Raw genomic sequence first — 22212 nt, 5'->3', positions numbered from 1 at the left:
GTCCCCAGTCCCCAATTCCCCAATCCCCAATCCCCAATCCCCAGTCCCCAATCCCTAGAAAATAATGTTTTTAACCCAAACCGTACCCCGACAACGAGAAATTATTGAAGTAGTCTTCCGTAATGGCTGGGACTATATGCGAAGTTTGCTGACTGGTGGCAAAACCGATGAACCCCAACTACCTACACCTGCGGTATTAAAAAATATTTTGGTGGATTTGGGACCAGTTTATGTCAAACTTGGTCAGCTGCTTTCTACCCGTCCCGATTTACTGAGTGCTGCTTACATTGAAGAACTGTCAACTCTACAGGATGAAGTACCCTCAGTTCCTTGGTCTGAGATAGAAATAGTCATTCGTAAACAGCTAAAACACTCATTAGAGGAAACTTTCCGCACAGTTAATCATGTTCCTGTGGCTGCGGGATCAATTGCCCAAACCCATCGTGCTACTTTAGTAGACGGTAAAGAAGTAGCTCTGAAAGTGCAAAGACCGGGGATCGATCTCACCATTGCCCAAGATATTGCTTTAATTCAAGGCATCGCGGATTTGGTAGCACGGACTGATTTTGGGCAAACTTACGATATCAAATCTATTGCAGAAGAATTTACCAAAGCTCTAGAAGCCGAGTTAGATTTTAAACGAGAAGCAGGTTTTACAGACCAATTGCGGCGTAACTTATCGGCTAGTAGTTGGTATGATCCCACACAAGTAGTAGTTGCGGAAATTAACTGGGATTTAACTACAGAAAAGTTACTAGTGATGGAATGGTTAGATGGTGTTCCCATATTATCAGCCGATTTGATTATCAATCAAAACGATCAAGATTTAATTCCCGCACGAAAAGCGATCACTACTTTACTGTTTCGGATATTTTTTCAACAGATATATATTGATGGTTTCTTTCATGCTGATCCCCATCCAGGTAACTTGTTTTATCTCATTGATGGGCGTATTGCGCTCTTAGACTGTGGCATGGTGGGACGAATTGATCCTCGCACCCAGCAAATTCTAACAGAAATGTTGTTAGCGATCGTAGATTTAGATGGTCAGAGGTGCGCTCAGTTAACTTTGCAACTATCAGATTCTGCCCAACCAGTAATTTTAGCGAAATTAGAAAATGACTATGACCAGATGTTGCGGAAGTATTACAATGCCAGCTTGACGGATATCAATTTTAGTGAAGTCATTTATGAAATTTTGCAAATTGCCCGCAATAATAAAATTCGCTTACCCAGCAATATGGGTTTATATGCCAAAACCTTAGCTAATTTAGAAGGGGTAGCGCGTACCTTCAACCCAGAGGTGAACTTATTTGATGAAATCAAGCCATTAATCACAGATTTGTTTAGTCGTCAGTTATTAGGAGAGAGTCCAGTGCGATCGCTCTTACGCACTGCTTTAGATATCAAAAGTCTCGCCTTACAATCTCCCAGACAAATTGAACTCTTATTAGATCGTGTCACATCAGAAACCCTACAGTGGAACTTATCACTAAAAGGGCTAGATGGTGTACGTCGGACAATGGACGACGCAGCTAACCGTCTGTCTTTTAGCATCTTAGTAGGTTCCCTGATTATGGGTGCAGCCATGATTTCTAGTAAAGCACAGACATCTCAGCTATCTTATGTCAGTAGCGTCTTATTTGCTGCTGCCAGTCTATTAGGACTGTGGTTAATTATCAGTATTTTACGCTCAGGGCGTTTAAGGTAATTTAATTAACTCAGCTACAGTGAGCAGTACAGATGGCAAATGTTAACTTTTATATATAATTTGCACAAGGGGCTTATGTAAGCTCAGATTACTTACATAATTACACTTAAAGCATTATTTCGAGTTAATATACATAACATCACATTAGTTTAAGTTGAAAAATAAAAATTCATGTTAAATCAAAAAGGTATGTTCTAGATGGAGGAAAATATCCTTGTCCCTGGTGATCCTCTACCATTCAATTCCCGATTTTATATTGAACGTCCGCCAATTGAAAGAGATGCTTATACAGAGTTGACCAAACCAGGAGGATTACTACGCATTAAAGCATCTTATAATATGGGCAAAAGTTCCTTGATGTTGCGGTTAATTCACCAAGCTATGAATCAAGGATACATCATAGCGAATATAGACTTTCAACAGGCAGATAGCCAAATTTTTACTAGTCTTAACAAATTTTTACGCTGGTTTTGTATGAATGTTGCTCGTCAGTTGTCCCTAACACCAAATCTAAATGATTATTGGGATGAGGACATCGGCAGTAAAGTTAGTGCTTCAATTTATTTTGAGGGCTATTTATTAAAACAAATTCAGAGTCCATTAGTTTTAGTTTTGAATGAAGTCAATTATATTTTTGAACATCTGCACATTGCTAAGGATTTTTTGCCTTTGTTAAGAAGTTGGCATGAAAGAGCTAAACAAACTAAAATTTGGCAAAAATTGCGTCTGGTAGTAATTCACACTACAGAAATTTATATTCCTTTAAATGTAAATCAATCTCCATTTAATGTGGGGTTATGCTTAAAAATACCAGAATTCAATGCAGAGCAAGTAACAGAATTCGCTAGACGACATGAACTAAATTGGTTCGATACTAATTCTGTAAAACAATTAATGGACTTTATTGGTGGACATCCTTATTTAATTCATTTAGCTTTATATCATATCCAGCAACAAAAAATTTCTTTTCCAGAACTACTAGCAACTGCTATCAGCTACAACGGCATTTATAGTCATCATTTAAGGTATTTATTGACTATTTTACAAAGTAATGAAGAACTATCCGTAGCTTTTGATAAAATCATAAATTCCCAAAAACCTACCCATATATCTGCGAATTTAATTTATAAATTAGATAGTTTAGGATTAATTAAACAATTAGGAAGTGATAATTTTCAACCTGCTTGTGAAATGTATCGTTTATTTTTTCAAAAAGAAAACTTAATAGCAGAAAATAATACTTCTATTCGTTTAGAAAAACTAGAAGAAGAAAATGAAAAATTAAAACTTTTATTGAATATTGATACACTAACCCAAATTGCTAACCGGAGATATTTTGATAATCGCTTCCAATTAGAATGGGAAAGGATGGAACAGACCCAAGAACCCATAGCCTTGATATTAGCAGATATAGATAAATTTAAACTTTTTAATGACACCTATGGACATCAAGCTGGAGATGACTGTTTAAGTCAAGTCGCTCAAGCAATTAATTCAGTAATTAAACGACCAGATGATTTAGTGGCTCGTTATGGTGGTGAAGAATTTGTTGTGATTTTACCACAGACTGATGCTAAAGGAGCGATAATAATTGCGGAAGAAATTAGAGAAAAAGTCAAATCACGGGAAATTAAAATTCCTAACTTCACTAAATATAGTCAAGAAACAAATGCAGCTAAAGTAACAATTAGTTTAGGTGTTGCCTGTATTATCCCTCAAGCCTCTCTTGGTTTAAAGGAATTATTTGAAGAAGCCGATCAAGCACTATATCAAGCCAAGCAAGTGGGGCGCGATCGCACTATTTTGAGTTCACAATTTTGTTATTGCAATCTAGGTTATAAATGATACTTCTATATTATTTTTATTTATGGGAAACCCCACGCCCCTCGGATGTCATTAATCAGACTCTGTTTATAATTGGTTGAGAGATTATTTACAGTATAATCAGGAATTAGTAAAAAACGATTCCCCTAGAGCGAAGCTTACTGAACACCATCTGTGCGATCCTTAATAGGAGGCAGAAACTAAAAAGCAGAAGGCACAAGGTAAAAGGAAATAATTTTTTATGTCAATTATCATAGCAGAAAATCTAGGTAAATACTACCCAGTAGCTATTAAAGAGCCTGGTATTCGCGGAACCCTTACCCACTTTTTTCAGCGGACTTATCGTTCAATTCAAGCCGTTCAAGATGTTTCCTTTGAAATTGCTCCCGGTGAAGTAGTTGGTTTTTTAGGCCCCAACGGTGCCGGTAAAACTACCACTTTGAAAATGCTCACAGGCTTAATTCATCCTTCTAGCGGTAAAGTCAAAGTTGCCGGACATATTCCTTTTCGTCGCCAAGAAGCATTTTTGCAAAAAATCACCCTAGTAATGGGGCAAAAACAACAATTAATTTGGGACTTACCAGCCTTAGATTCCTTAAGAATTAACGCCGCAGTTTATAATATTTCAGACAAAGAGTTTCAGCGTCGAGTTGGTGAATTAACAGAAATGCTTTCTTTAGAAGGTAAGCTTAACCAACCAGTCCGCAAGCTTTCACTCGGTGAACGCATGAAAGCCGAACTATTAGCAGCGCTTTTACACCGTCCCCAAGTTTTATTTTTAGATGAACCAACTTTAGGACTAGATGTAAATGCTCAAGTGAGTGTACGTGATTTTTTAAGAGATTACAATCAGCTTTATCAAGCAACAGTATTATTGACAAGTCATTACATGGCAGATATCACAGCTTTATGTCAACGGGTGCTATTAATTCACCAAGGAAAGCTGATGTATGATGGCAGTTTAGATGAACTTTTAGAAAACTTTGCACCTTACCGAGAAATTTATGTTGAATTAGCTCAACCACTACCAGCCGAAAAACTTATGTCTTATGGAGATATCCAACTTTTAGAAGGACGTACCGTGCGGTTTATAGTCCAGAGAGAAGAACTAACCCGCACAGTTTCACAGATTTTAGCTGATTTGGAGGTTATTGATTTAACAGTAACTGAACCACCTGTAGAAGAAGTAATTGGACGAGTTTTTCAAAATGGTTTTGTATAGTCTATTTTGATTAAAAAAATGATGGATAAATGTAAGAATTCAGGAGTCAGAAGTCAGGAGTTAGGAGTCAGGAGTCAGGAGTCAGGAGTCAGAAGTCAGAAGTCAGAAGTCAGAAGTCAGAAGAATATTTTTCTCTTCTGTTCTCTGTTCCCTGTTCCTTGCTATATCAAATATTTTGTATACTGAATCCTTACGGATAAACTAATAGCTTTCATCACCATCTTAATTGACAAAATTTCAACTTAAATTCCAAAATTTAGTAGGGAAATATTGCAATACGTCCCTATTCCTGTAAATTACAAATCATGAAACATCCTCTTAAAAAAACCTTAACTTTGCTTTCAGTCTACTATGCCTATATGCTTGAGTATCGCTCGGAACTAATATTATGGATCTTGTCTGGTTCTTTACCAATTATTCTCATGGGCGTATGGATAAAAGCGGCTGAAGGAGGCAAATTTAGTATCACCTCTATAGATTTTGCACGTTACTTTTTTGCTGTTTTTTTAGTCAGACAAATGACAGTTGTTTGGGTAATTTTTGACTTTGAAAGAGAGGTAATAGAAGGTAAACTTTCACCACGATTATTACAACCTATAGATCCTGGATTTCATCATCTCGCCACCCATGTTGCTGAAAGATTTGCCAGAATGCCTTTTGTATTTCTATTAATAGGATTCTTTTTTTTACTATATCCCCAGGCTTTTTGGTTGCCGAGTTTACCTAATTTATTGTTGTTTACTTTAGCTGCGATACTGGCATTTGCTCTTAGATTTTTAATTCAGTACACTTTTGCAATGTTCTCTTTTTGGACAGAAAGAGCCACGGCTTTAGAAAGTTTCTGGTTTTTGTTTTTTCTATTTTTGTCAGGTATGATTGCACCTTTAGAAGTTTTTCCTGAAACTGTGCGAAACGTAGTAATGTTTACACCTTTTCCCTATTTAATTCATTTTCCTGCAAGTATTCTCGTAGGTTTACCTGTTGACTTAACAAGAGGATTTTTATCAATTTTGGGTTGGTTGCTAGTATTTTTGGGTGCAAATCGCTTGTTATGGCGTGCAGGATTAAAGAGGTATTCAGGAATGGGAGCATGAATAATTCATAATTAAGAATTATCAGGTTAAATGACTTCATTTAGTGATTTCTGAATACTTTGAAGAATTTCTTGTAATTCTTTTAGAGTATTTACAGTGAGAACACCTTTCTGAATAGTCCTTAATAGTTCTAAATCAGAAAATTGTGATATCTCTGGCATTAATTCTACAGCTTCAGCACCGAATTTGATATCTAAAGCCAACTCAATCCCTGACAGCCTTTCTTTGAGCCGTCCTTCTTCTATACCTTTGTGCAGAATTTCCTGATAGAAGAATGATTTTTCTAACACCGTTATCCTCCACCTAAATCATTTATCTAAATCTAACTTGAGTGAGTTTGAATTTTTCCGATAAACTACCGTATTTAATCGAGAGTATTTACAGTTAGGATTTTCACAAATTCCTACTCTTTTAAAAAGTTGGGAATTTCACCATTTCAATTTTCATAAATCAAATAGGATAAATAAATTGCAGAAGTTTAATTTCTCCGTATAAATTCCCGCAACTCATCAAGACTATTTACAGTCATAATGCCTCTTTGAATAGTTTTTAATTGTTCTAAATCGGTAATTTGGGAGATTATAGGCATTAGTCGTAAACCCTCAGTACCCAATTTTACTTCTAAACTTAGTTCAATTGCTGTCACTATACCCCGGTTTTCACCTCTTTTTTCACCTTCTTTGAAAATCTGCTGATACCAGGGAGACTCCTGTAATACTGCCATATCCCACCTCATGATTTGTTGAACTAAAACGCTATCTAATACGAAAGTAGCAAAAAAAGCCATAACTGTTTCTAATTGGCTCAATTGCTCATCTGCACGGAGCATTTGTAATGCTTGTCTGACTGTTGATTCTTCTCCACCACCTTTCAGAATTGGTACAAAGGGAAGCAGCGAGGGAATGGGTTGACTCAAAGCAATTTCAACATCAACTTCCCAAAGATTGATCACTCTGTAGTCTTGACGCGCTTGTAAACCAGCAAATTCTGATTCGTAGCGGGTAGGAATTTCTGCTTCGCTTTCTTTGAGAATGTTAATTAATACCGGGTAAGTGGGAAGGTTATATTTTTCCTCCGCTAATGCCGCATAAGCCCGCACTCGTTTGGGCATCTCCAGCTTATATCTTAATTGTAACTCGTTGAGTACAAGAAATTCACCGTACTGCGGACTTGTAGCTTTAACTAATACGTCGCTTTCCCGGCTTATCCATTGGAATTCTGAGTTGAGGATTTCTCCAGTGGTATACTAAAAACGGGTTAAAAGTGTCATTCTGAACGAAGTGAAGAATCTCCGAGATACTTCGCTGCACTACGTTACGCTCAGTATGACATAAGTCCCAATTTCACCCGTTGGCAGTATAATATCGGGTATTTGTGTCACCCATTTTATCCAATTTTCGGGGGCAAGGCTGATTAATTTTTTGGTGCTGATGTCTGCTTTTTTGACCATAAGGGGATTAAGATTTATTTCACGCAGAGGAGGAGAGATATTATAAGTTACTTGGTATTGTTTGAAATTTATCGACTGAACCTAATGAATAATCTTCTAGTTTAAAATCAGCAAATGGTTTTTTTTCTAATCTGTTTCTTAAGGCTTCATCTAAGATTACTCCTTCAGCTTGTTTTTTCACCCCAATGATAATAATACTACGTTGGTAAGCTGTTGAATCTTGATTTGCTTGACAATCTTTTCTCTGAAATTGTCCCAAATTTAATAAGCGATAACCTTTAACACTAGCTGTCTTACTAAATAACTTTTTTCCTAACAGTTGAATTTGTTTAGCACGTTCTAATGCCCGACTTTGTTCAACTGTAACATTACCCTCACAAGAAGCAGTACCTACGGAGATAATCTCGCTAGGATTTTCCATTATTTTTTGTATACCTTCTTGTTCTAAATTCATTTTTAGAAGTTCAAGACTAATAACTTGATCATTATATTTAATTTGAAAATTGCTGCCTAATAGCCATTTATATTCAACTGATAGAACTGCAATATTAAATTCAGCTATTCTACCTTGACTATCTTTTCCTTCTTCGTAGGGGAAATAATCTACTTTGCCTTTTTTTTCGGGGGCTTGTCCATAATTAGCTGTTAGAACCAATTTGGATGAACGTGTTGCTAAAGCTATTAAGCCAAGTGAGCATAATGATATTAGCATGGCTAATATTAGTGCTAACAAAGGCATTTTATCTGGCTGACTGGGTTGGGAAATAATAGTTTTATTAGTAGTATTTTTGGGTAATTGTGAGGTTTTTAGACCACCTACTAAATTTACCGTTGCTAGATTACTTCCTGTGAGTTGATTTTCATTTTCTACTAAACGCTGCAAAATTTCTTGAGCATTTCTGGGACGTTTATCTACTTCTGGAGACATTAACCAATCAATAAAGTTTAATAATGGAGGTGAAACATGATTGGCATGATTTCGCCATTGCAATGTATTCAAGTGAGGATCATAAAAGTCTAAAGGATGAGATCCAGTCAGTAAAAATACAAATGTGCGTCCTAATGCAAAAAAATCTGATTGTGGTATGGCTTGACCATTCATTTGTTCTGGAGGGCTATAACCAGATGATGTAATTGCTGTGATTCCCCCACCATTTGCTAGATAGGTTTTGGTAAGTTCCCTAGCTGTACCAAAGTCAATTAATACTAATTGTCCATCAGGACGAATCATGATATTGGCTGGTTTAATATCTCGATGTAAATATTGTTTGTCATGAACTAAAGCTAAAATTGCGGCTAACTGTTTTAACCAAGCTATTGCTTGTGCTTCAGAAATGGGGCGGTTTTGTTGTTGTTTTAGCCATTGTTCTAAGTTAAGGCTATCAATTTTTTCCATAGCTAGACAATGCAATATTAAACCTAATCTGGTTTGATATTGAAAGTATCCTTCTGCTTGAGGAATTCCCGGATGATTTAACTGTTCTAGTACGCTTACTTCTTGTTGAAATAGTGATATTGCTTTGGAGTCACTGGCTAATTCTTCTTTGAGGATTTTGAGGATTTTTGGGGTGTCTTGTTGGTATGCTTCATAGACTTTGCTAAACCCAGTTTTATCACTTATTAAGCGCATGACTCGATAACGTCCTAATAGTTCTAATTGGGAACCACAGGTTTGACAAAAGCGGTTTTCGTCGTTGTCGGGGTGATTGGGTTGAGGACAAACTGGGTTGATACAAAGGCTCATAATTTGGGGAGGTTTAAAACGCAGAGGGACGCTGAGGTTAACGCTGAGTAACGCGGAGTTTTAGTTTTGTTGGGCTAAGAATATGGCTACTGTTTGGTTAAATTCTTCTGGTTGGGTTAAAAATGGCCAATGATTGCCAGGAACTTTTTTTAGGGTGAGATTTTTGAGGTTGGTTTTGTAAGGTTGAATTTGCCAATTTTGGCGGTTTACACCTTTTTCTGGTTGTATAAAGAGAGCAGGAGTATCAATTGGGTTGATAAAACCTGGTACTTCCATGACTGCTGCAAAAATTCCGTCACGGGCAGCGATTGTAAATTTGCTACCCCAAGTTTTATCGGGTTTTTGTTCTATTCCAGCTTGGAAGATTTGCTGTTGTATGGAAGTCCAGTTTTGATATTGGCTGAGTTGTTTGATTTTTTGTTCAGCTTCTTCATAACTGGTAAAGGGTCCCATGCTTTTTAGGAATGGTAAAACGCTGTACAAGAGAGGAAAAGTTAATTTGAGGAAATTGGGCATTTTCCAAATGAAAATTGGATCTACTAGGGTAATACTCCGTAGGCGTTCTGGGTTTTGTCTAGCCCAAATAGCGGCTAATTTACCTGTCCAGGAGTGACTGACGATATGAGCAGTAGACCATCCCAGTTTATCCATTAATGTTTCCAAATCAGCGATCGCACTTTCAAAACTATAATCCTTCTCTGGCTTGCTACTCTCACCATGACCACGCATATCTGGTGCAATTATATGGTAATCAGCCGCTAAATAATTTCCTAAGCTAGACCACACTAAGGCGTTATCAGCCATACCATGTAATAACAGTAATGGTTTTTCACCTTGGTTCCATTCCAGGTAAGACAGTTGAATATCGGTCTTTGACAAAGTTTGACGTACAGGTATCATTTGATAATTTGTAATAGAGCCTACGGCAGTCTGCTGCCAACGTAATTGGTGATTAGTGATGGTTATTAACCTCCCCATCTTCCCAGTCTCTCAATCTTCAAAAGATTGTACTCATTAACACGAAATAATGAGGCTGATGAATGTCAAGATCAAGAAACAGAACTCCCCTCTAGGGTATTAAAATTACTATGCCAGAAATACACCAATCAATTGCCCAGCACTACCACGAGCGAACTAAATATGACCCAGAGACCCTTGCTTCTAAAGGTCAGACCTTAGACTGGTCTAAGCAACCAGTACCGTTTAAAGAGTACAAAATTGGCTCTGATTTTGACCTTAAACCCTATTTGCAAGAAGAACCAGAGACTTTTGCCCATAACCCAGATGCTAAATGGTGGCGGAGACTTTCGCAACTGCTATTTCACAGCTACGGACTAACGGCAAAAATGCCTTCTATGGGTAGTGCGGTATATTTGCGCTCTGCTCCCAGTGCTGGGGGTTTATATCCAGCAGAAGTATATTTGGTGTCCCGTGGTACACCATTACTACCACCTGGACTGTATAACTATCAATGTCGGACTCATTCCTTGATGCAATATTGGGAAAATGATGTTTGGCAATCATTACAAACAGCTTGTTTATGGCATCCCACTTTAGAACATACTCAACTAGCTATTATCACTACTGCGGTCTTTTATCGTTCAGTGTGGCGTTATGAAGATAGAGCTTACCGTCGGATTTTTCTGGATACAGGACATCTTTTAAGCAATATTGAATTGGCTTGTGGAATTACTGATTATCGTCCCCATTTAATCGGCGGTTTTGTAGATGAAGCTGTTAATGATCTACTTTATATTGATCCTCAACAAGAAGGTGCAACTGCTGTCATTGCGTTGGCAGATTTGTTAGATGTCCAACAAAATTTACCTTTGGGAAAAACGGCTTTACCTTCAAGTACCGAAATTAATTATCCGGCTATTCCTGATGGTGAACTGTTGAAATATTTTCATCTTAGTACCCAAATTCAATCTAGTACAACTGGCAAGATGAATTTACCAACGGTACAATCAGAAAGGTCATTAGAGGATAAATATAATTTTCCTTTTTGTGAGAAAGTTTCTACTGTCACTACACCAATTAACTGGGGGGAGAATCTTTCAGGTTTAGAAAATACTATCTATAAGCGACGTTCTACTCGTGCTTATAGTGGCGATAATTTAAATTTTGATGAACTCAAAGCTTTACTCGATTTTACCTACCAGGCGCAAAATTATCTTGACCAAGGTTTAGATACTGCTCCTGATTACTTTGATTTAAATTTAATTGAAACATTTATTGCAGTTTCAGGAGTAACAGGATTAGATTCGGGCTGTTATTATTATGCACCTAAAGCACAGGAATTAAGGCAAATTCGCTTTAAGAATTTTCGACGTGAGTTACATTTTCTTTGTTTAGGACAGGATTTAGGACGGGATGCGGCTGCGGTGTTATTTCATACTGCTGATTTGAAATCAGCGATCGCTCAATATGGCGATCGCGTTTACCGTTATTTACACATGGATGCTGGGCATTTGGGACAAAAGCTTAATTTAGCAGCAATTCGCCTCAATCTAGGTGTCAGCGGTATTGGTGGCTTTTTTGATGAACAAGTCAATGATGTTTTAGGTATTCCTAGTGATGAAGCTGTTCTCTATATCACGACTTTGGGAAGACCAAGATAGAACGAATACTTTCAAGTGTTATTACTAATATCGGGGTGTATTTTGATGCGCCCCTTGCTCTGGGGGTAAATCTAAACTATAAATTTTTTGACCTGCCAAATTATGCAAAGTAACTGTTAAAACTTCAGTTTTTCCGTCAATTTTGACAGTACCAAAAAATTGCAAACCTGAACTTGGTGGTTGATTGAGTTTAATTTCTGGAGATGCAGTTTGAAATTTCACCTCTGGACCGAAGGTGTTATCTAATTCAGCCGGACCAAAATTCCCAGCATTGAGAGGTCCAGCCACAAATTCCCAAAAGGGTTTAAAGTCAGTAAATTGAGCTTTATTTGGGTCATAATAGTGCGCTGCGGCATAATGTACATCAGCAGTCAACCAAATAATATTTTGGATATTATTGTTTTTAATAAAACGGAACAATTCAGCAAATTCCAACTCTCTTCCTAATGCTTTTCCATCTCCATTGGCAGCATTTTCAAAGTTGGTTTCACCATCACGAATTATTAACCCAATAGGCATATCACTGGCAATTACTTTCCACCTTGCTTTAGAGCTTTTAAGTTTATTCTTGAGCCAACGTATTTGAGAATTACCTAAAAATGCTGTTTCTGCACTTGCTACTGTTTGGTTATTAGGAGAATTTTTACCACGATAACTACGTTCATCTAGCATGAATATATCGAGCAGTGAACCATAATTAAAAGAGCGATAAATCTGATTTGGATCTTGAGAATTAAATCGGATAGGAGTGTATTCTAAAAATGCTTGTTTTGCCCTTGAAGCTAATACAGAAATATCCTTAACTGTATATCTTTCATCATCTAATATTTGCCCAGGATACCAATTATTTCTGACTTCGTGGTCATCCCATTGCACCAATTGAGGAACTTGAGCATTAAAGCGGCGGACATTTTCATCTAACAGATTATAAATATAATTACCACGAAACTCTTTTAAGGTTTCCGCAATTTTTGATTTTTCCTCAGTGGTGATATTTTTCCAAATGCTGCCGTCGTCCAAATTGACTTCCGATTTAATCGGATTATCAGCATAAATATTATCACCTGAATGGATAAAAAAGTCAGGATTGAGTTGGCGAATAGATTCGTAAATTTTCATACCTCCCCAATCGGAATTAATTCCCCAACCTTGACCTGCTGTGTCTCCAGACCAAGCAAAAAATATATCTTTTCCTTTTCCTTGGGGCGCAGTTTTCAAATGTCCAATCACTGGGGCGCTGTAAATTTTAGTATCTGTTAAATCTTCAAAGGTAACACGGTAAAATATGTCCTGACCTGGTGGTAAATTCTCCAAATAAGTCCGGGTTGTGAAATTAGTTTTTGCCACAGCAACTTGTCCCAATATTCGGCGGCTATTGCGGAAGTTATCATCAGTCGCATATTCTACAATCATTCTCGATGTGCGGTCACTCTGACTCCAAATCACTGCACTATTACCGTTAATATCCCCACTAGCAACACCATAAGGTATGGCTGGGCGATTTTTATCCAAAGTGATAAACCCAGGTGTCTGTGCTGAACCAGATTGTGACCACAGATTTGTCGCTACAATGCTACCGCTAGTCATTGCTGCTTGTAATAAAAACTGGCGACGTTTTAGTTTGGGCGAAATATTTGAGTTCATAAATTTACTTGGTAGTTATTTACGCTTCTACTCTTTGCAATTTTGCTACTCTGGGGTCAATAATTTTCTGTCCTAAACTGGCGAATTTAATCGCTACAGTCACTTTATTCCCTTCCCCAAAAATGTGGGTTATTTCCCCAATTCCAAAGGATTTGTGTAATACTTTTTCCCCTACTTGCCAATTTTCGATTGTTTCCTGATTACCAGCTTTTGCAGATGTTTTTTTTGTAAAAGAGCGACTAACTTTGTTTCTAGTGGTTAATAATTCTTCTGGTAATTCATCTAAAAATTGCGATCGCACTGCCGGTTCTCTGGAACCATATAAACGCCGCTCTCTCGCATGGGATAAAAATAAGCGTTCTTGAGCGCGGGTAATACCTACATAACACAAACGGCGTTCTTCTTCCAACGCTGAGGGGTCATTTAACGAACGATACCCAGGAAATAATCCTTGTTCTAACCCCACTAAAAAGACTACCGGAAATTCTAACCCTTTGGAAGCGTGTAATGTCATTAAAGAAACTGCTGTTTGTCCTTCTTTTAAATTATCTAAATCTGAACTCAGTGCAGCACTTTGTAAAAATGCTTGTAAGGAAATATCTTCACCTTCATTTTCTTCTTGAAATTGTAAAATGGCGTTATACAATTCATTGACGTTGCTAATTCTATTATCAGCTTCATCTGTACCTTGATTTTGCAAATCTTCAATATAACCAGAGTCTTCTAAAATTCCTTGCAAAATTTCCGAACCAGGAACTTTTGTGATTTGTTCTTGACCTTTTTGAATCATCGCTGCAAAATTATTCACGGCTTTTGCAGAACGTCCAGCCAAGGTATTCACTGATGTTTGATCACTTAATATTTCCCACAGTGTTGTACTTAATTGCTGGGAAGCATTCACCAAAGCATCAATAGTAGCTTTACCAATTCCACGTCGGGGAGTGTTAATAACTCTTAACAAACTAACTGTATCGGCTGGATTATTAATTGCTCTTAAATAAGCTACAGAATCTTTAATTTCTTTGCGGTCATAAAATTTCATTCCTCCTACAACTGTATAAGGAATTTGATATTTAACTAACAATTCTTCAAATGGTCGAGATTGAGCATTAGTCCGATAAAGAATGGCAAAATTACCCCAGTTTAATTCAGGATTTTGATGTTCTAAAGTCCGAATTTGATTAATAACAAAAGCTGCTTCTGCCATTTCGTCATCAGCTTTATGACAATAAATTTCTTCACCTGGATCTCTTGTGGCTTTGAGAATTTTATCAATGCGTTGGGTATTATTTTCAATCAGTTCGTTAGCAGCTTGGAGGATATTTTCACAAGAGCGATAATTCTCTTCTAACTTCACCATTGAGCGAGTATCATCATCTGCTAAACCATCGCCAAAGTTTTCCTGAAATTCTAACAAAATGGTGAAATCTGCCATTCTAAAGCTGTAAATTGACTGATCAGCATCACCCACGACAAAGACTGAGCGATTTTCCCATTTCCATTCATTTTTACGCTCTTCACCATTTGTCACCAAAAGCTGAATTAAATCATATTGGGTGCGGTTTGTATCTTGATATTCATCGACAAGAATATGGCAGAATTTGCGATGCCAATAAGCTAATACTTGCTCATTTTGCTGAAATAATCTAGTGGGAACGAGGATTAAGTCATCAAAATCAAGGGCGTTATTTTGTGATAATTTATCTTGATAGCGATTGTAAACATCAGCTATTACCCGTCCGCGATAATTAGGTTGTTCACGCTCAAATTCTTGGGGTGAAAATCCTTGATTTTTGGCGTTACTAATAGCGTAGCGAACTGATTTAGGTTCAAATTTTTTATTATCTAGATTTAAATCTTTAGTAACTATTTCTTTGATTAAACTCTGCACGTCAGATTCATCAAAAATGGAAAAGTTTTTATTCCAAGTTCGTCTTTTTTCATCTTGATATTTTTCGATATCCCAGCGGAGAATCCGAGAAAATAAACTGTGAAAAGTGCCACACCACATATCTTTGATGATGGTGCGGTAGACTTTTGATTTTAACTGGGTTTGTTCATATTCTGGTAATAAATCAAACTTTTTACCGTGTTGAGTAATTGCTAATTGTTCAGCAAATATTCTTTGAATTCTATCCTTCATTTCCCGTGCAGCTTTGTTAGTGAATGTCACTGCAAGGATGTTTTCAGGATTAACACGGTGTTTGAGAATTAAGTTTGCAATCCGATAGGTAAGCGCACGGGTTTTACCGGAACCAGCACCAGCAACCACTAGCAACGGGCCGCAGTAATGTTCTACGGCTTGACGTTGGCTAGGGTTGAGGTGGCTAAGGAAATCAATGTTTGTCGTCATGGATATCGCTCTCAAACCTGCTTATTATTGTTGCACTGTCAATGGTAAACTTACCTTAAAAGTAGAACCAACACCAAGCTGACTGCTGACAATAATCTCTCCTCCCATCATTTGGCAAAAATGACGGCTAATGGCTAATCCTAAGCCAGTACCACCATATTTCTTGGTAGTTGAGGCATCCCCTTGTGTAAAGGGTTTAAATAACTGCTGCTGTTGACTGGGTGACATTCCAATACCTGTATCAATCACAGTAAAAGTAATCACACCCAAAGGAGCTTCTTTTAATACGTTTGTGTTCTCATTCTTGACAACCAGCATTACTTCGCCGTTGGTAGTAAATTTGGCCGCATTGCTGAGTATATTTAATAATACCTGTCGCATTCTCGTTTGGTCTGCATACATTGTTCCTAGTGGAATATCACAATTCAAGACTAATGTATTGCCATTTTTTTCAATTGCTGGTTTAACAGTGAGAATAACATTATTAATCAAATTTATAATTTCAAATGTCTCTGGGTAGAGAGTCATTTTCCCGGCTTCAATTTTTGACAAATCGAGGATGTCGTTAATCAGTTCTAATAAATGTCTCCCAGCAGAGTTGATAGTTTCTAAATCAGCGATAAAATCTGGGGACACACCAACATCAATCGCATCATCTTGTAGTAGTTGACTTAAACCAATTACTGCATTTAATGGTGTGCGTAATTCGTGGCTAACATTTGCTAAAAATTGGCTTTTGGCTTTACTGGCTGCTTCCGCTAATTCTTTAGCCTGTTGTAGCTGTTTTGTTCGCTCAGATACTCGCTCAATTAAGCGATTCAAAGATTTAGCAAGTAAACCGATTTCATCATCGGTAGTGACTGGAGCGCGTAAATCAAAGTTAGATTTTCTAGCTACCTGTTCAGCTACTTGAGTTACGGTAATGACTGGTTCTGCGATCGCTCGACTAGTACGCCATGCCATAATAGCAGCGATCGCTACAGATAGGAGCATACTGGCTATGGCAATAAATCTCTCGACAAATCTAGCTTGCTCTACATCTCCCCGTCTCTCCCGCTCTTGTGATTGAGCAGTTTGTAAAATCTTAGTTAATTGATCTGATAAACTCTTCAAATCATCAACTATTGGACTATCCATAATAGCCAGCAACTTCTCTCGCGCTATATCCAGTCGTTGTGGCTCTGCGCTTTGCATATCAAATCGCAGTAGAATATCATCTATTTGCCGAATATATTCTTCTAAGTTGGTTGAATAATTGACTAATAAATTCTGTAAAGTAGTTCTGTTCGCTGCTAATATCTGAGGATTACTATCTATATATAGAGCGATGTTTTTTTCAATTTTCTGTGCTTGAGCAATAGACTCAATAAATTCACTTTTTTTATTGTTGAGCTTCCGTGCATCTCCCAACACCGCAACTAAGTTAGAACTGTGTAATTGTGCCTCAATTACGGCATCTTTATAATTATTTAATAATTGTTCTTGTTGATAAGCCTGGTTAAATTGCCTGACCTCTCTTCCCCGGTAATAGTTAGCCAGTACTAATCCAATCAGGGAACCAAAAAAGCCAATTGCAATAGCTAAAAAGTAACCATAACCAATTTTTTGATGGATACGCCAAGAACTGGCTTTAAGTTTTCCACGGGAGGGAAATTCTATAGTTGGGAGTTCTTCTATTTTTGGCTCTTCAATTGACACTTTTTTGATTTGTAAATTTTTGCCAACAAGGGTTGGTTTTTCATCTGGCATCCCGGCAATTTTTTTACCCTCTCACAAATATTACCAACCCAGTCTAGCTTTTATAATCAGTGGGAATATGATTAACATTAACATTATCCTCTTTGATAACAGGAATAAATCATTTTTCGCAAAGAAATAGTTTAGACTTATAGCAAAACTGATTATTCATGCTTATGCTTTCATCAGAATGAATGCATATCATAAAATGCCTTTCATGTCTAGTCTATCTGAACAGACAAAAGAATTGTTACATATTAATATCAATCTGAATAAGTTAATTGACGAATGCGGCTGAAGATAGCTTTAATATCAGATAAAATCAGCGTTTAAACTTGTATGCATCAGAGGTAGACTAAGTTTTTGCATAATTTGTGCTTCGATGAGTACGATGATGAGTAACTGACTAGGCATGGGATGATCACAACCTGAGAATTCCAGTTCATTTACAAGACAGAACTCAGAAAGCTGATTTTAATATATCCTGTCGCCTTTTGACTTCTATCCCTCTACTCATTTTCTACCTTGTAGTTGATGCAGTATCGGTAACAAGACAATTATGGTTATAGGATACTAAAAACCCTTTGTAGCCTCAAGACAACAGTGCTGATGCAGGAATACATTGCCTACTCAACAGCCTTGTGGTTAGAATTACGCAGATTAAGAAAACTTGACTGTCAAAATTATAGGAGTGAAAATGCAAGAACCAGAATATACAGAAACCAAGTCAAAAGAGACAACAATTCCAGATATCAACAACCAAATAGGAAGCATTACCAAACTCCAGCCTCCCGTACAATCTCAAGAACAATGGATGAAATACGGGCAACAAATTTCTGGCTTCTTAGGCACATTACCTGACTATGCAGGCAAATTCTTTAATCAGTACAAGCAGCCTATAGTTAGTGTAGGGTTAGTTATCACAGCAATTATTACAGTTAAGGTACTATTGGCTGTACTAGATTCTCTCAATGGTATTCCTTTGGTAGCACCAACCTTTGAGTTAATCGGTATTGGTTACTCTGCCTGGTTTGTTTATCGCTATTTACTCAAAGCTTCAACTCGGCAAGAGTTAAGTAGTGAAATTACAACCCTCAAGTCGCAAGTTGTAGGCAAAGAAACTTCAAAATCTTAATTCTTTGAGGAGTCGGGAGTCAGGAGTTCAGGAGTTCAGGAGTTCAGGAGTTCAGGAGTAGGGGCGTATTACAATATACCCTTACCTGCGCCACGCTATCAGGAGAAAGAATTAATTTTTCTCCCCCTGCACCCTGCACCCTGCGCCTCTTCTCCTCTTCTCCTCAAAGCACCCGTAAGATGCTAGGAATACTATCTATTGCTTCCAGAGTTTGAATTTCGGCTAAAGCTTGTCTAAAGTCTCCTTCTCGGACATCGTGGGTGACAACCACAATCTCTGCTAGATTTTCCTGAAAGCCTGTTTGTACTACTGACTCTAAGCTCACGCCATATTTACCAAAGCAAGTACCCAATTTACCAATGACACCTGGTTGGTCTTTTGTTAAAAACCGAGTATAAAATCGGGTTACGAGTTCAGAAATTGGGGAAATTTGACAGTAATATTGATGTCTACAAGCTAGTAGGGGATTTGGTTTGGGCGTATTACTTTTTAAAGTAGCGACAAGATTCAAGATATCAGAACAAACAGCACTAGCAGTCGCGCCGGCACCGGCACCAGGTCCAAAAAACATTACTTGGCCAATGGGTTCCCCTTCGACAAGAATGGCATTATAAACACCGTTAATACTAGCTAAAGGATGAGTTTGCGGAACTAGGGTAGGATGAACTCTGACTGATAGTTGAGAGTTATCACTAGTTTGACCTTTGGCTATGGCTAATAATTTAATTACAAACCCTAATTTGGCAGCGTAGGCAATATCTGTTTTAGTAACCTGCCTAATGCCTTCACAATAGACATCTGGTAAATTAATCCTGCCACCAAAGCCTAAGGATGCCAAGATCGCAATTTTATCTGCGGCATCTAAGCCATCGACATCAGCCGTTGGGTCAGCTTCAGCATAGCCTAGTTGTTGAGCATCAGCTAAGACATCATTGAAATCGCTACCTTCTGTTTGCATCCTTGTCAGGATGTAGTTAGTTGTACCGTTGACAATCCCAGTGACGGTATGAATGCGGTTGACACTTAAAGACTGTTTGAGGGGTTGAATGACAGGGATACCACCACCGACAGTGGCTTCTAGCATTACATATACCCCAGCTGCATTAGCAGCAGTAAATATTTCTGCCCCAAATCGGGAGATTGCGGCTTTATTGGCGGTGACTACGTGTTTACCATTTTTAATAGCGGTAAGGATGAGTGTTCTGGCTGGTTCTAATCCGCCCATCACTTCAACAATTATATCTATCTCTGGATCATTGACGATCGCTTCTAAATCCGTAGTCACTACCCCTGGAGACAATTCTACTGGACGGGGTTTGGAGAGCGATCGCACTCCCACTCGATATATTTCTAACTCTTTTAACAGTGGATGACGACCTGCTGTATCTTGCAACAATTTTACAGTACCCGTTCCCACAGTCCCTAAACCTAATATTCCTAGTTTTACACCCACAGATTTTGCACCCAATTCATTTTTAAGTGCTGAGTGATGAGTGCTGAGTGCTGAGTAGTAATAAGTATTTAATACTTTACCCCCCAGAACTGAGTCCTCTTTCCTCAACCCAACCATTTATATAAAACAATTGTAGGGTAGGCACTGCCCACCCTACTCATTTATAACTTAGAACTGAGAACTCAAAACTCAGCACTCGGTACTCAGTACTTAGTACGTTTCTACGTGCCAGCGGTGTGCTTTCTTGAGATCCTTCTGGTAACTACTCCAAGTCACACCTTCCTTCGCAGCAGCAGCAGTCAAAGCTGCATCAATACCATCTTCCATACCGCGTAAACCGCAAATGTAAGTGTGGGTTTTTTCCTTTTTAATCAATTGCCACAGTTCATCAGCGTGTTCTGCCACACGATCTTGGATGTACATTCTGCCACCTTCAGGATTTTTCTGTTCCCGGCTGATAGCATAGGTGAGGCGGAAATTATCTGGATACTTTTGTTGCATTTCTTCCAGTTCTTCCTTGTAAAGAACGTTGGGAGTTGTGGGTACTCCAAACAACAACCAAGAGAATCCCTTAAACTTGTATTCAGGGTTAGCTGCTCTTTCATTATCCTTAAACATCCGCCACAGATAAGCCCGCATAGGAGCGATACCTGTTCCCGTTGCTAACATAATTACATTAGCTTCAGGATCTTCAGGTAACAACATTTCTTTACCTACAGGCCCTGTGATTTTTACATCATCACCTGGTTTTAGCTGAGTCAGATAAGTAGAGCAAACACCGTAGATTGTTTCGCCACTTTCTGGGTGTTTATACTCTAATTGGCGAACACATAGTGAAATTGTCTTATCATCTACATCATCGCCATGACGAGTTGAAGCAATCGAGTACAGTCTGAGCTTTTCAGGCTTACCGTTTTTGTCAACACCTGGAGGAATAATACCGATACTTTGACCTTCGATATACTTCAAATTACCAGTAGAAAGGTCAAACTTTAAGTGCTGAACAATACCGATACCGTCTTTTTTAACTAACGGTTCATTGGAGATACACTTACCAATAAACGGAGCGTTAGGACGGTAAGTGTTTACAGGAACATCAGCGTGTTTGGCTTTCCCTTGAGTCATGGTGTTGCCTTTTTTATCCTTAGCAGGTGATTTAGCGAAGCCTTTGACTTCACTATTAGCATTCACAGGTGTGGCTTTACCATTTTCCTCACTGTCAGCATTCTCAGCATTCACTGGTGTGACTAACTCGCTTACTTCGCTGTTAGCACTTTCCACAGCAGCTTTACCATTGACTGGTTCTAGAACTGTTATAGGGTGAATACTAACAATTTTGCCGCCTAGCCGAGTGATCCGTCGCATTTCTTGATTCATGCGGTTGTAAGGCACTCTGATGAACACACTGCCACTTTTACGAATTGGGTAGTCCGTTTGATCAGTTTCCTCGCTCTGACGCAAACCAACCACTTCGTAAACGAAGACGCGGCTACCTGATTCTATATTGGCAGCACCCTCAACAGCACCTTGATTGTACATTCTTTCTACCACTCCGATATTTACTTAACCGTTTATCAAAAAAACATTCCCATCCTATGCCAGCTTTAGTTTACCGGATTTTTGTTGCACAAAACTGGCCGTCTGGGAAAACGGCATCATTAAATGATGCCTTGCTAAGTACACTCGGCCAAGACATATGGGTATGGTAAAAAACACACCTGTTCACCTTCTAAAGTAGAGGATAAGTCTTGGACAGAATGTTAATAGTGAATCAATTTAATCTTTTTTTCGTGAACTATCTTTTCTAGATAAATATCCAGTCAATCAGATTTATCCGCTTCTAGCCATAATCTATTGGGAAGTTAGTTCACCGTAATACATATAATTTTACACCTGATTAATATAACAGGTTTTATCACAAAATTATGCCCCGTCAGACCCATATCTGTGTCCAAAGGTATACCTATATTTATCTCCCTACAAACTTGTCTTTCTACACCCTTGATGCAATATTTACAGTATTATTACTTATTGACAAAAGTTGCACAATCTCAATGAGTTAAAAATCAACCCAGAAAAAATTATTCATTCTGAATTGGTACACCAATAGATTATTTTTAACAGCAAATCTTGTTACAGAATGCATCTTTCTGTTAAAATCTAATATATCACTAGGATTAAATACTTACCAGCCAAGAGTCAGGATAGTTCCAATAAGTAACAA

General features: G+C 38.0%; 14 protein-coding genes and 2 pseudogenes. 6 read left to right on the top strand and 10 right to left on the bottom strand.

What is annotated here, in order from left to right; all coding sequences use genetic code 11:
• Positions 1-64 precede the first annotated feature (64 nt).
• The 4 genes from VB713_RS09785 (at position 65) to VB713_RS09770 (ending at position 5851) form a co-directional block, all read left to right on the top strand.
• Complete coding sequence (locus tag VB713_RS09785; protein ID WP_323311367.1) at positions 65-1711, top strand: AarF/ABC1/UbiB kinase family protein; 1647 nt, start codon at positions 65-67, stop codon at positions 1709-1711.
• A 198-nt stretch (positions 1712-1909) separates the two neighbouring features.
• Entirely contained in the window at positions 1910-3556 is a 1647-nt protein-coding gene (locus tag VB713_RS09780) for an AAA-like domain-containing protein (RefSeq protein ID WP_323311366.1), read from the top strand.
• 220 nt (positions 3557-3776) lie between these two features.
• Positions 3777-4757, top strand: a complete 981-nt coding sequence (locus tag VB713_RS09775) for an ATP-binding cassette domain-containing protein (RefSeq protein WP_323311365.1) — start codon at positions 3777-3779, stop codon at positions 4755-4757.
• A gap of 305 nt (positions 4758-5062) precedes the next feature.
• A complete protein-coding gene (locus VB713_RS09770; protein WP_323311364.1) occupies positions 5063-5851 on the top strand; it encodes an ABC transporter permease in 789 nt (262 codons plus the stop codon).
• Positions 5852-5877: 26 nt separating this feature from the next.
• Here VB713_RS09770 and VB713_RS09765 read toward each other — a convergent pair whose 3' ends face one another.
• The 5 genes and pseudogenes from VB713_RS09765 to VB713_RS09745 all read right to left on the bottom strand — a co-directional run bounded on the left by VB713_RS09765 (position 5878) and on the right by VB713_RS09745 (position 9945).
• Positions 5878-6141 carry a hypothetical protein gene (locus VB713_RS09765; RefSeq protein WP_323311363.1) on the bottom strand — a complete coding sequence of 88 codons (264 nt, stop codon included), beginning with the start codon at positions 6139-6141 and terminating at the stop codon, positions 5878-5880.
• Positions 6142-6329: 188 nt separating this feature from the next.
• A pseudogene (locus tag VB713_RS09760) lies at positions 6330-7091 on the bottom strand (Rpn family recombination-promoting nuclease/putative transposase); the annotation flags it as partial.
• Between the two features lie 117 nt (positions 7092-7208).
• Positions 7209-7301, bottom strand: a pseudogene (locus VB713_RS09755) (transposase); the annotation flags it as partial.
• A 40-nt stretch (positions 7302-7341) separates the two neighbouring features.
• Positions 7342-9045 (bottom strand): serine/threonine-protein kinase, encoded by a 1704-nt coding sequence (locus VB713_RS09750; protein WP_323311362.1) that lies wholly within the window; start codon positions 9043-9045, stop codon positions 7342-7344.
• A 60-nt stretch (positions 9046-9105) separates the two neighbouring features.
• A complete protein-coding gene (locus VB713_RS09745; RefSeq protein WP_323311369.1) occupies positions 9106-9945 on the bottom strand; it encodes an alpha/beta hydrolase in 840 nt (279 codons plus the stop codon).
• 188 nt (positions 9946-10133) lie between these two features.
• Between VB713_RS09745 and VB713_RS09740 the strand changes: the two genes are divergently transcribed.
• Positions 10134-11666 (top strand): SagB/ThcOx family dehydrogenase, encoded by a 1533-nt coding sequence (locus VB713_RS09740; protein ID WP_323311361.1) that lies wholly within the window; start codon positions 10134-10136, stop codon positions 11664-11666.
• Positions 11667-11690: 24 nt separating this feature from the next.
• On the opposite strand, the gene VB713_RS09735 is transcribed toward VB713_RS09740, so the two are convergent.
• The 3 genes from VB713_RS09735 to VB713_RS09725 are packed head-to-tail and all read right to left on the bottom strand — an operon-like array spanning position 11691 to position 17412.
• Positions 11691-13310, bottom strand: a complete 1620-nt coding sequence (locus VB713_RS09735) for an alkaline phosphatase D family protein (protein ID WP_323311360.1) — start codon at positions 13308-13310, stop codon at positions 11691-11693.
• 19 nt (positions 13311-13329) lie between these two features.
• Complete coding sequence (gene pcrA / locus VB713_RS09730; RefSeq protein WP_323311359.1) at positions 13330-15663, bottom strand: DNA helicase PcrA; 2334 nt, start codon at positions 15661-15663, stop codon at positions 13330-13332.
• A 24-nt stretch (positions 15664-15687) separates the two neighbouring features.
• A complete protein-coding gene (locus VB713_RS09725) occupies positions 15688-17412 on the bottom strand; it encodes a sensor histidine kinase (protein WP_323311358.1) in 1725 nt (574 codons plus the stop codon).
• Positions 17413-18097: 685 nt separating this feature from the next.
• Here VB713_RS09725 and VB713_RS09720 point away from each other — a divergent pair.
• Positions 18098-18535 (top strand): CAAD domain-containing protein, encoded by a 438-nt coding sequence (locus tag VB713_RS09720; RefSeq protein ID WP_323311357.1) that lies wholly within the window; start codon positions 18098-18100, stop codon positions 18533-18535.
• Between the two features lie 163 nt (positions 18536-18698).
• Here the strand turns inward: VB713_RS09720 and VB713_RS09715 are convergent, their stop codons facing one another.
• The gene (locus tag VB713_RS09715; RefSeq protein ID WP_323311368.1) at positions 18699-19988 is read right to left on the bottom strand and encodes a homoserine dehydrogenase; all 1290 of its coding nucleotides are present in this window, start codon (positions 19986-19988) and stop codon (positions 18699-18701) included.
• A 210-nt stretch (positions 19989-20198) separates the two neighbouring features.
• Entirely contained in the window at positions 20199-21527 is a 1329-nt protein-coding gene (gene petH / locus VB713_RS09710; RefSeq protein ID WP_323311356.1) for a ferredoxin--NADP reductase, read from the bottom strand.
• Positions 21528-22212: the final 685 nt, after the last annotated feature.

It is taken from the genome of Anabaena cylindrica UHCC 0172 (assembly GCF_034931625.1).
GTDB lineage: Bacteria > Cyanobacteriota > Cyanobacteriia > Cyanobacteriales > Nostocaceae > Anabaena > Anabaena cylindrica_A.
The sequence above is the reverse complement of the archived record's forward strand: the minus strand, read 5'-3'. Positions and strand labels throughout refer to the sequence as shown.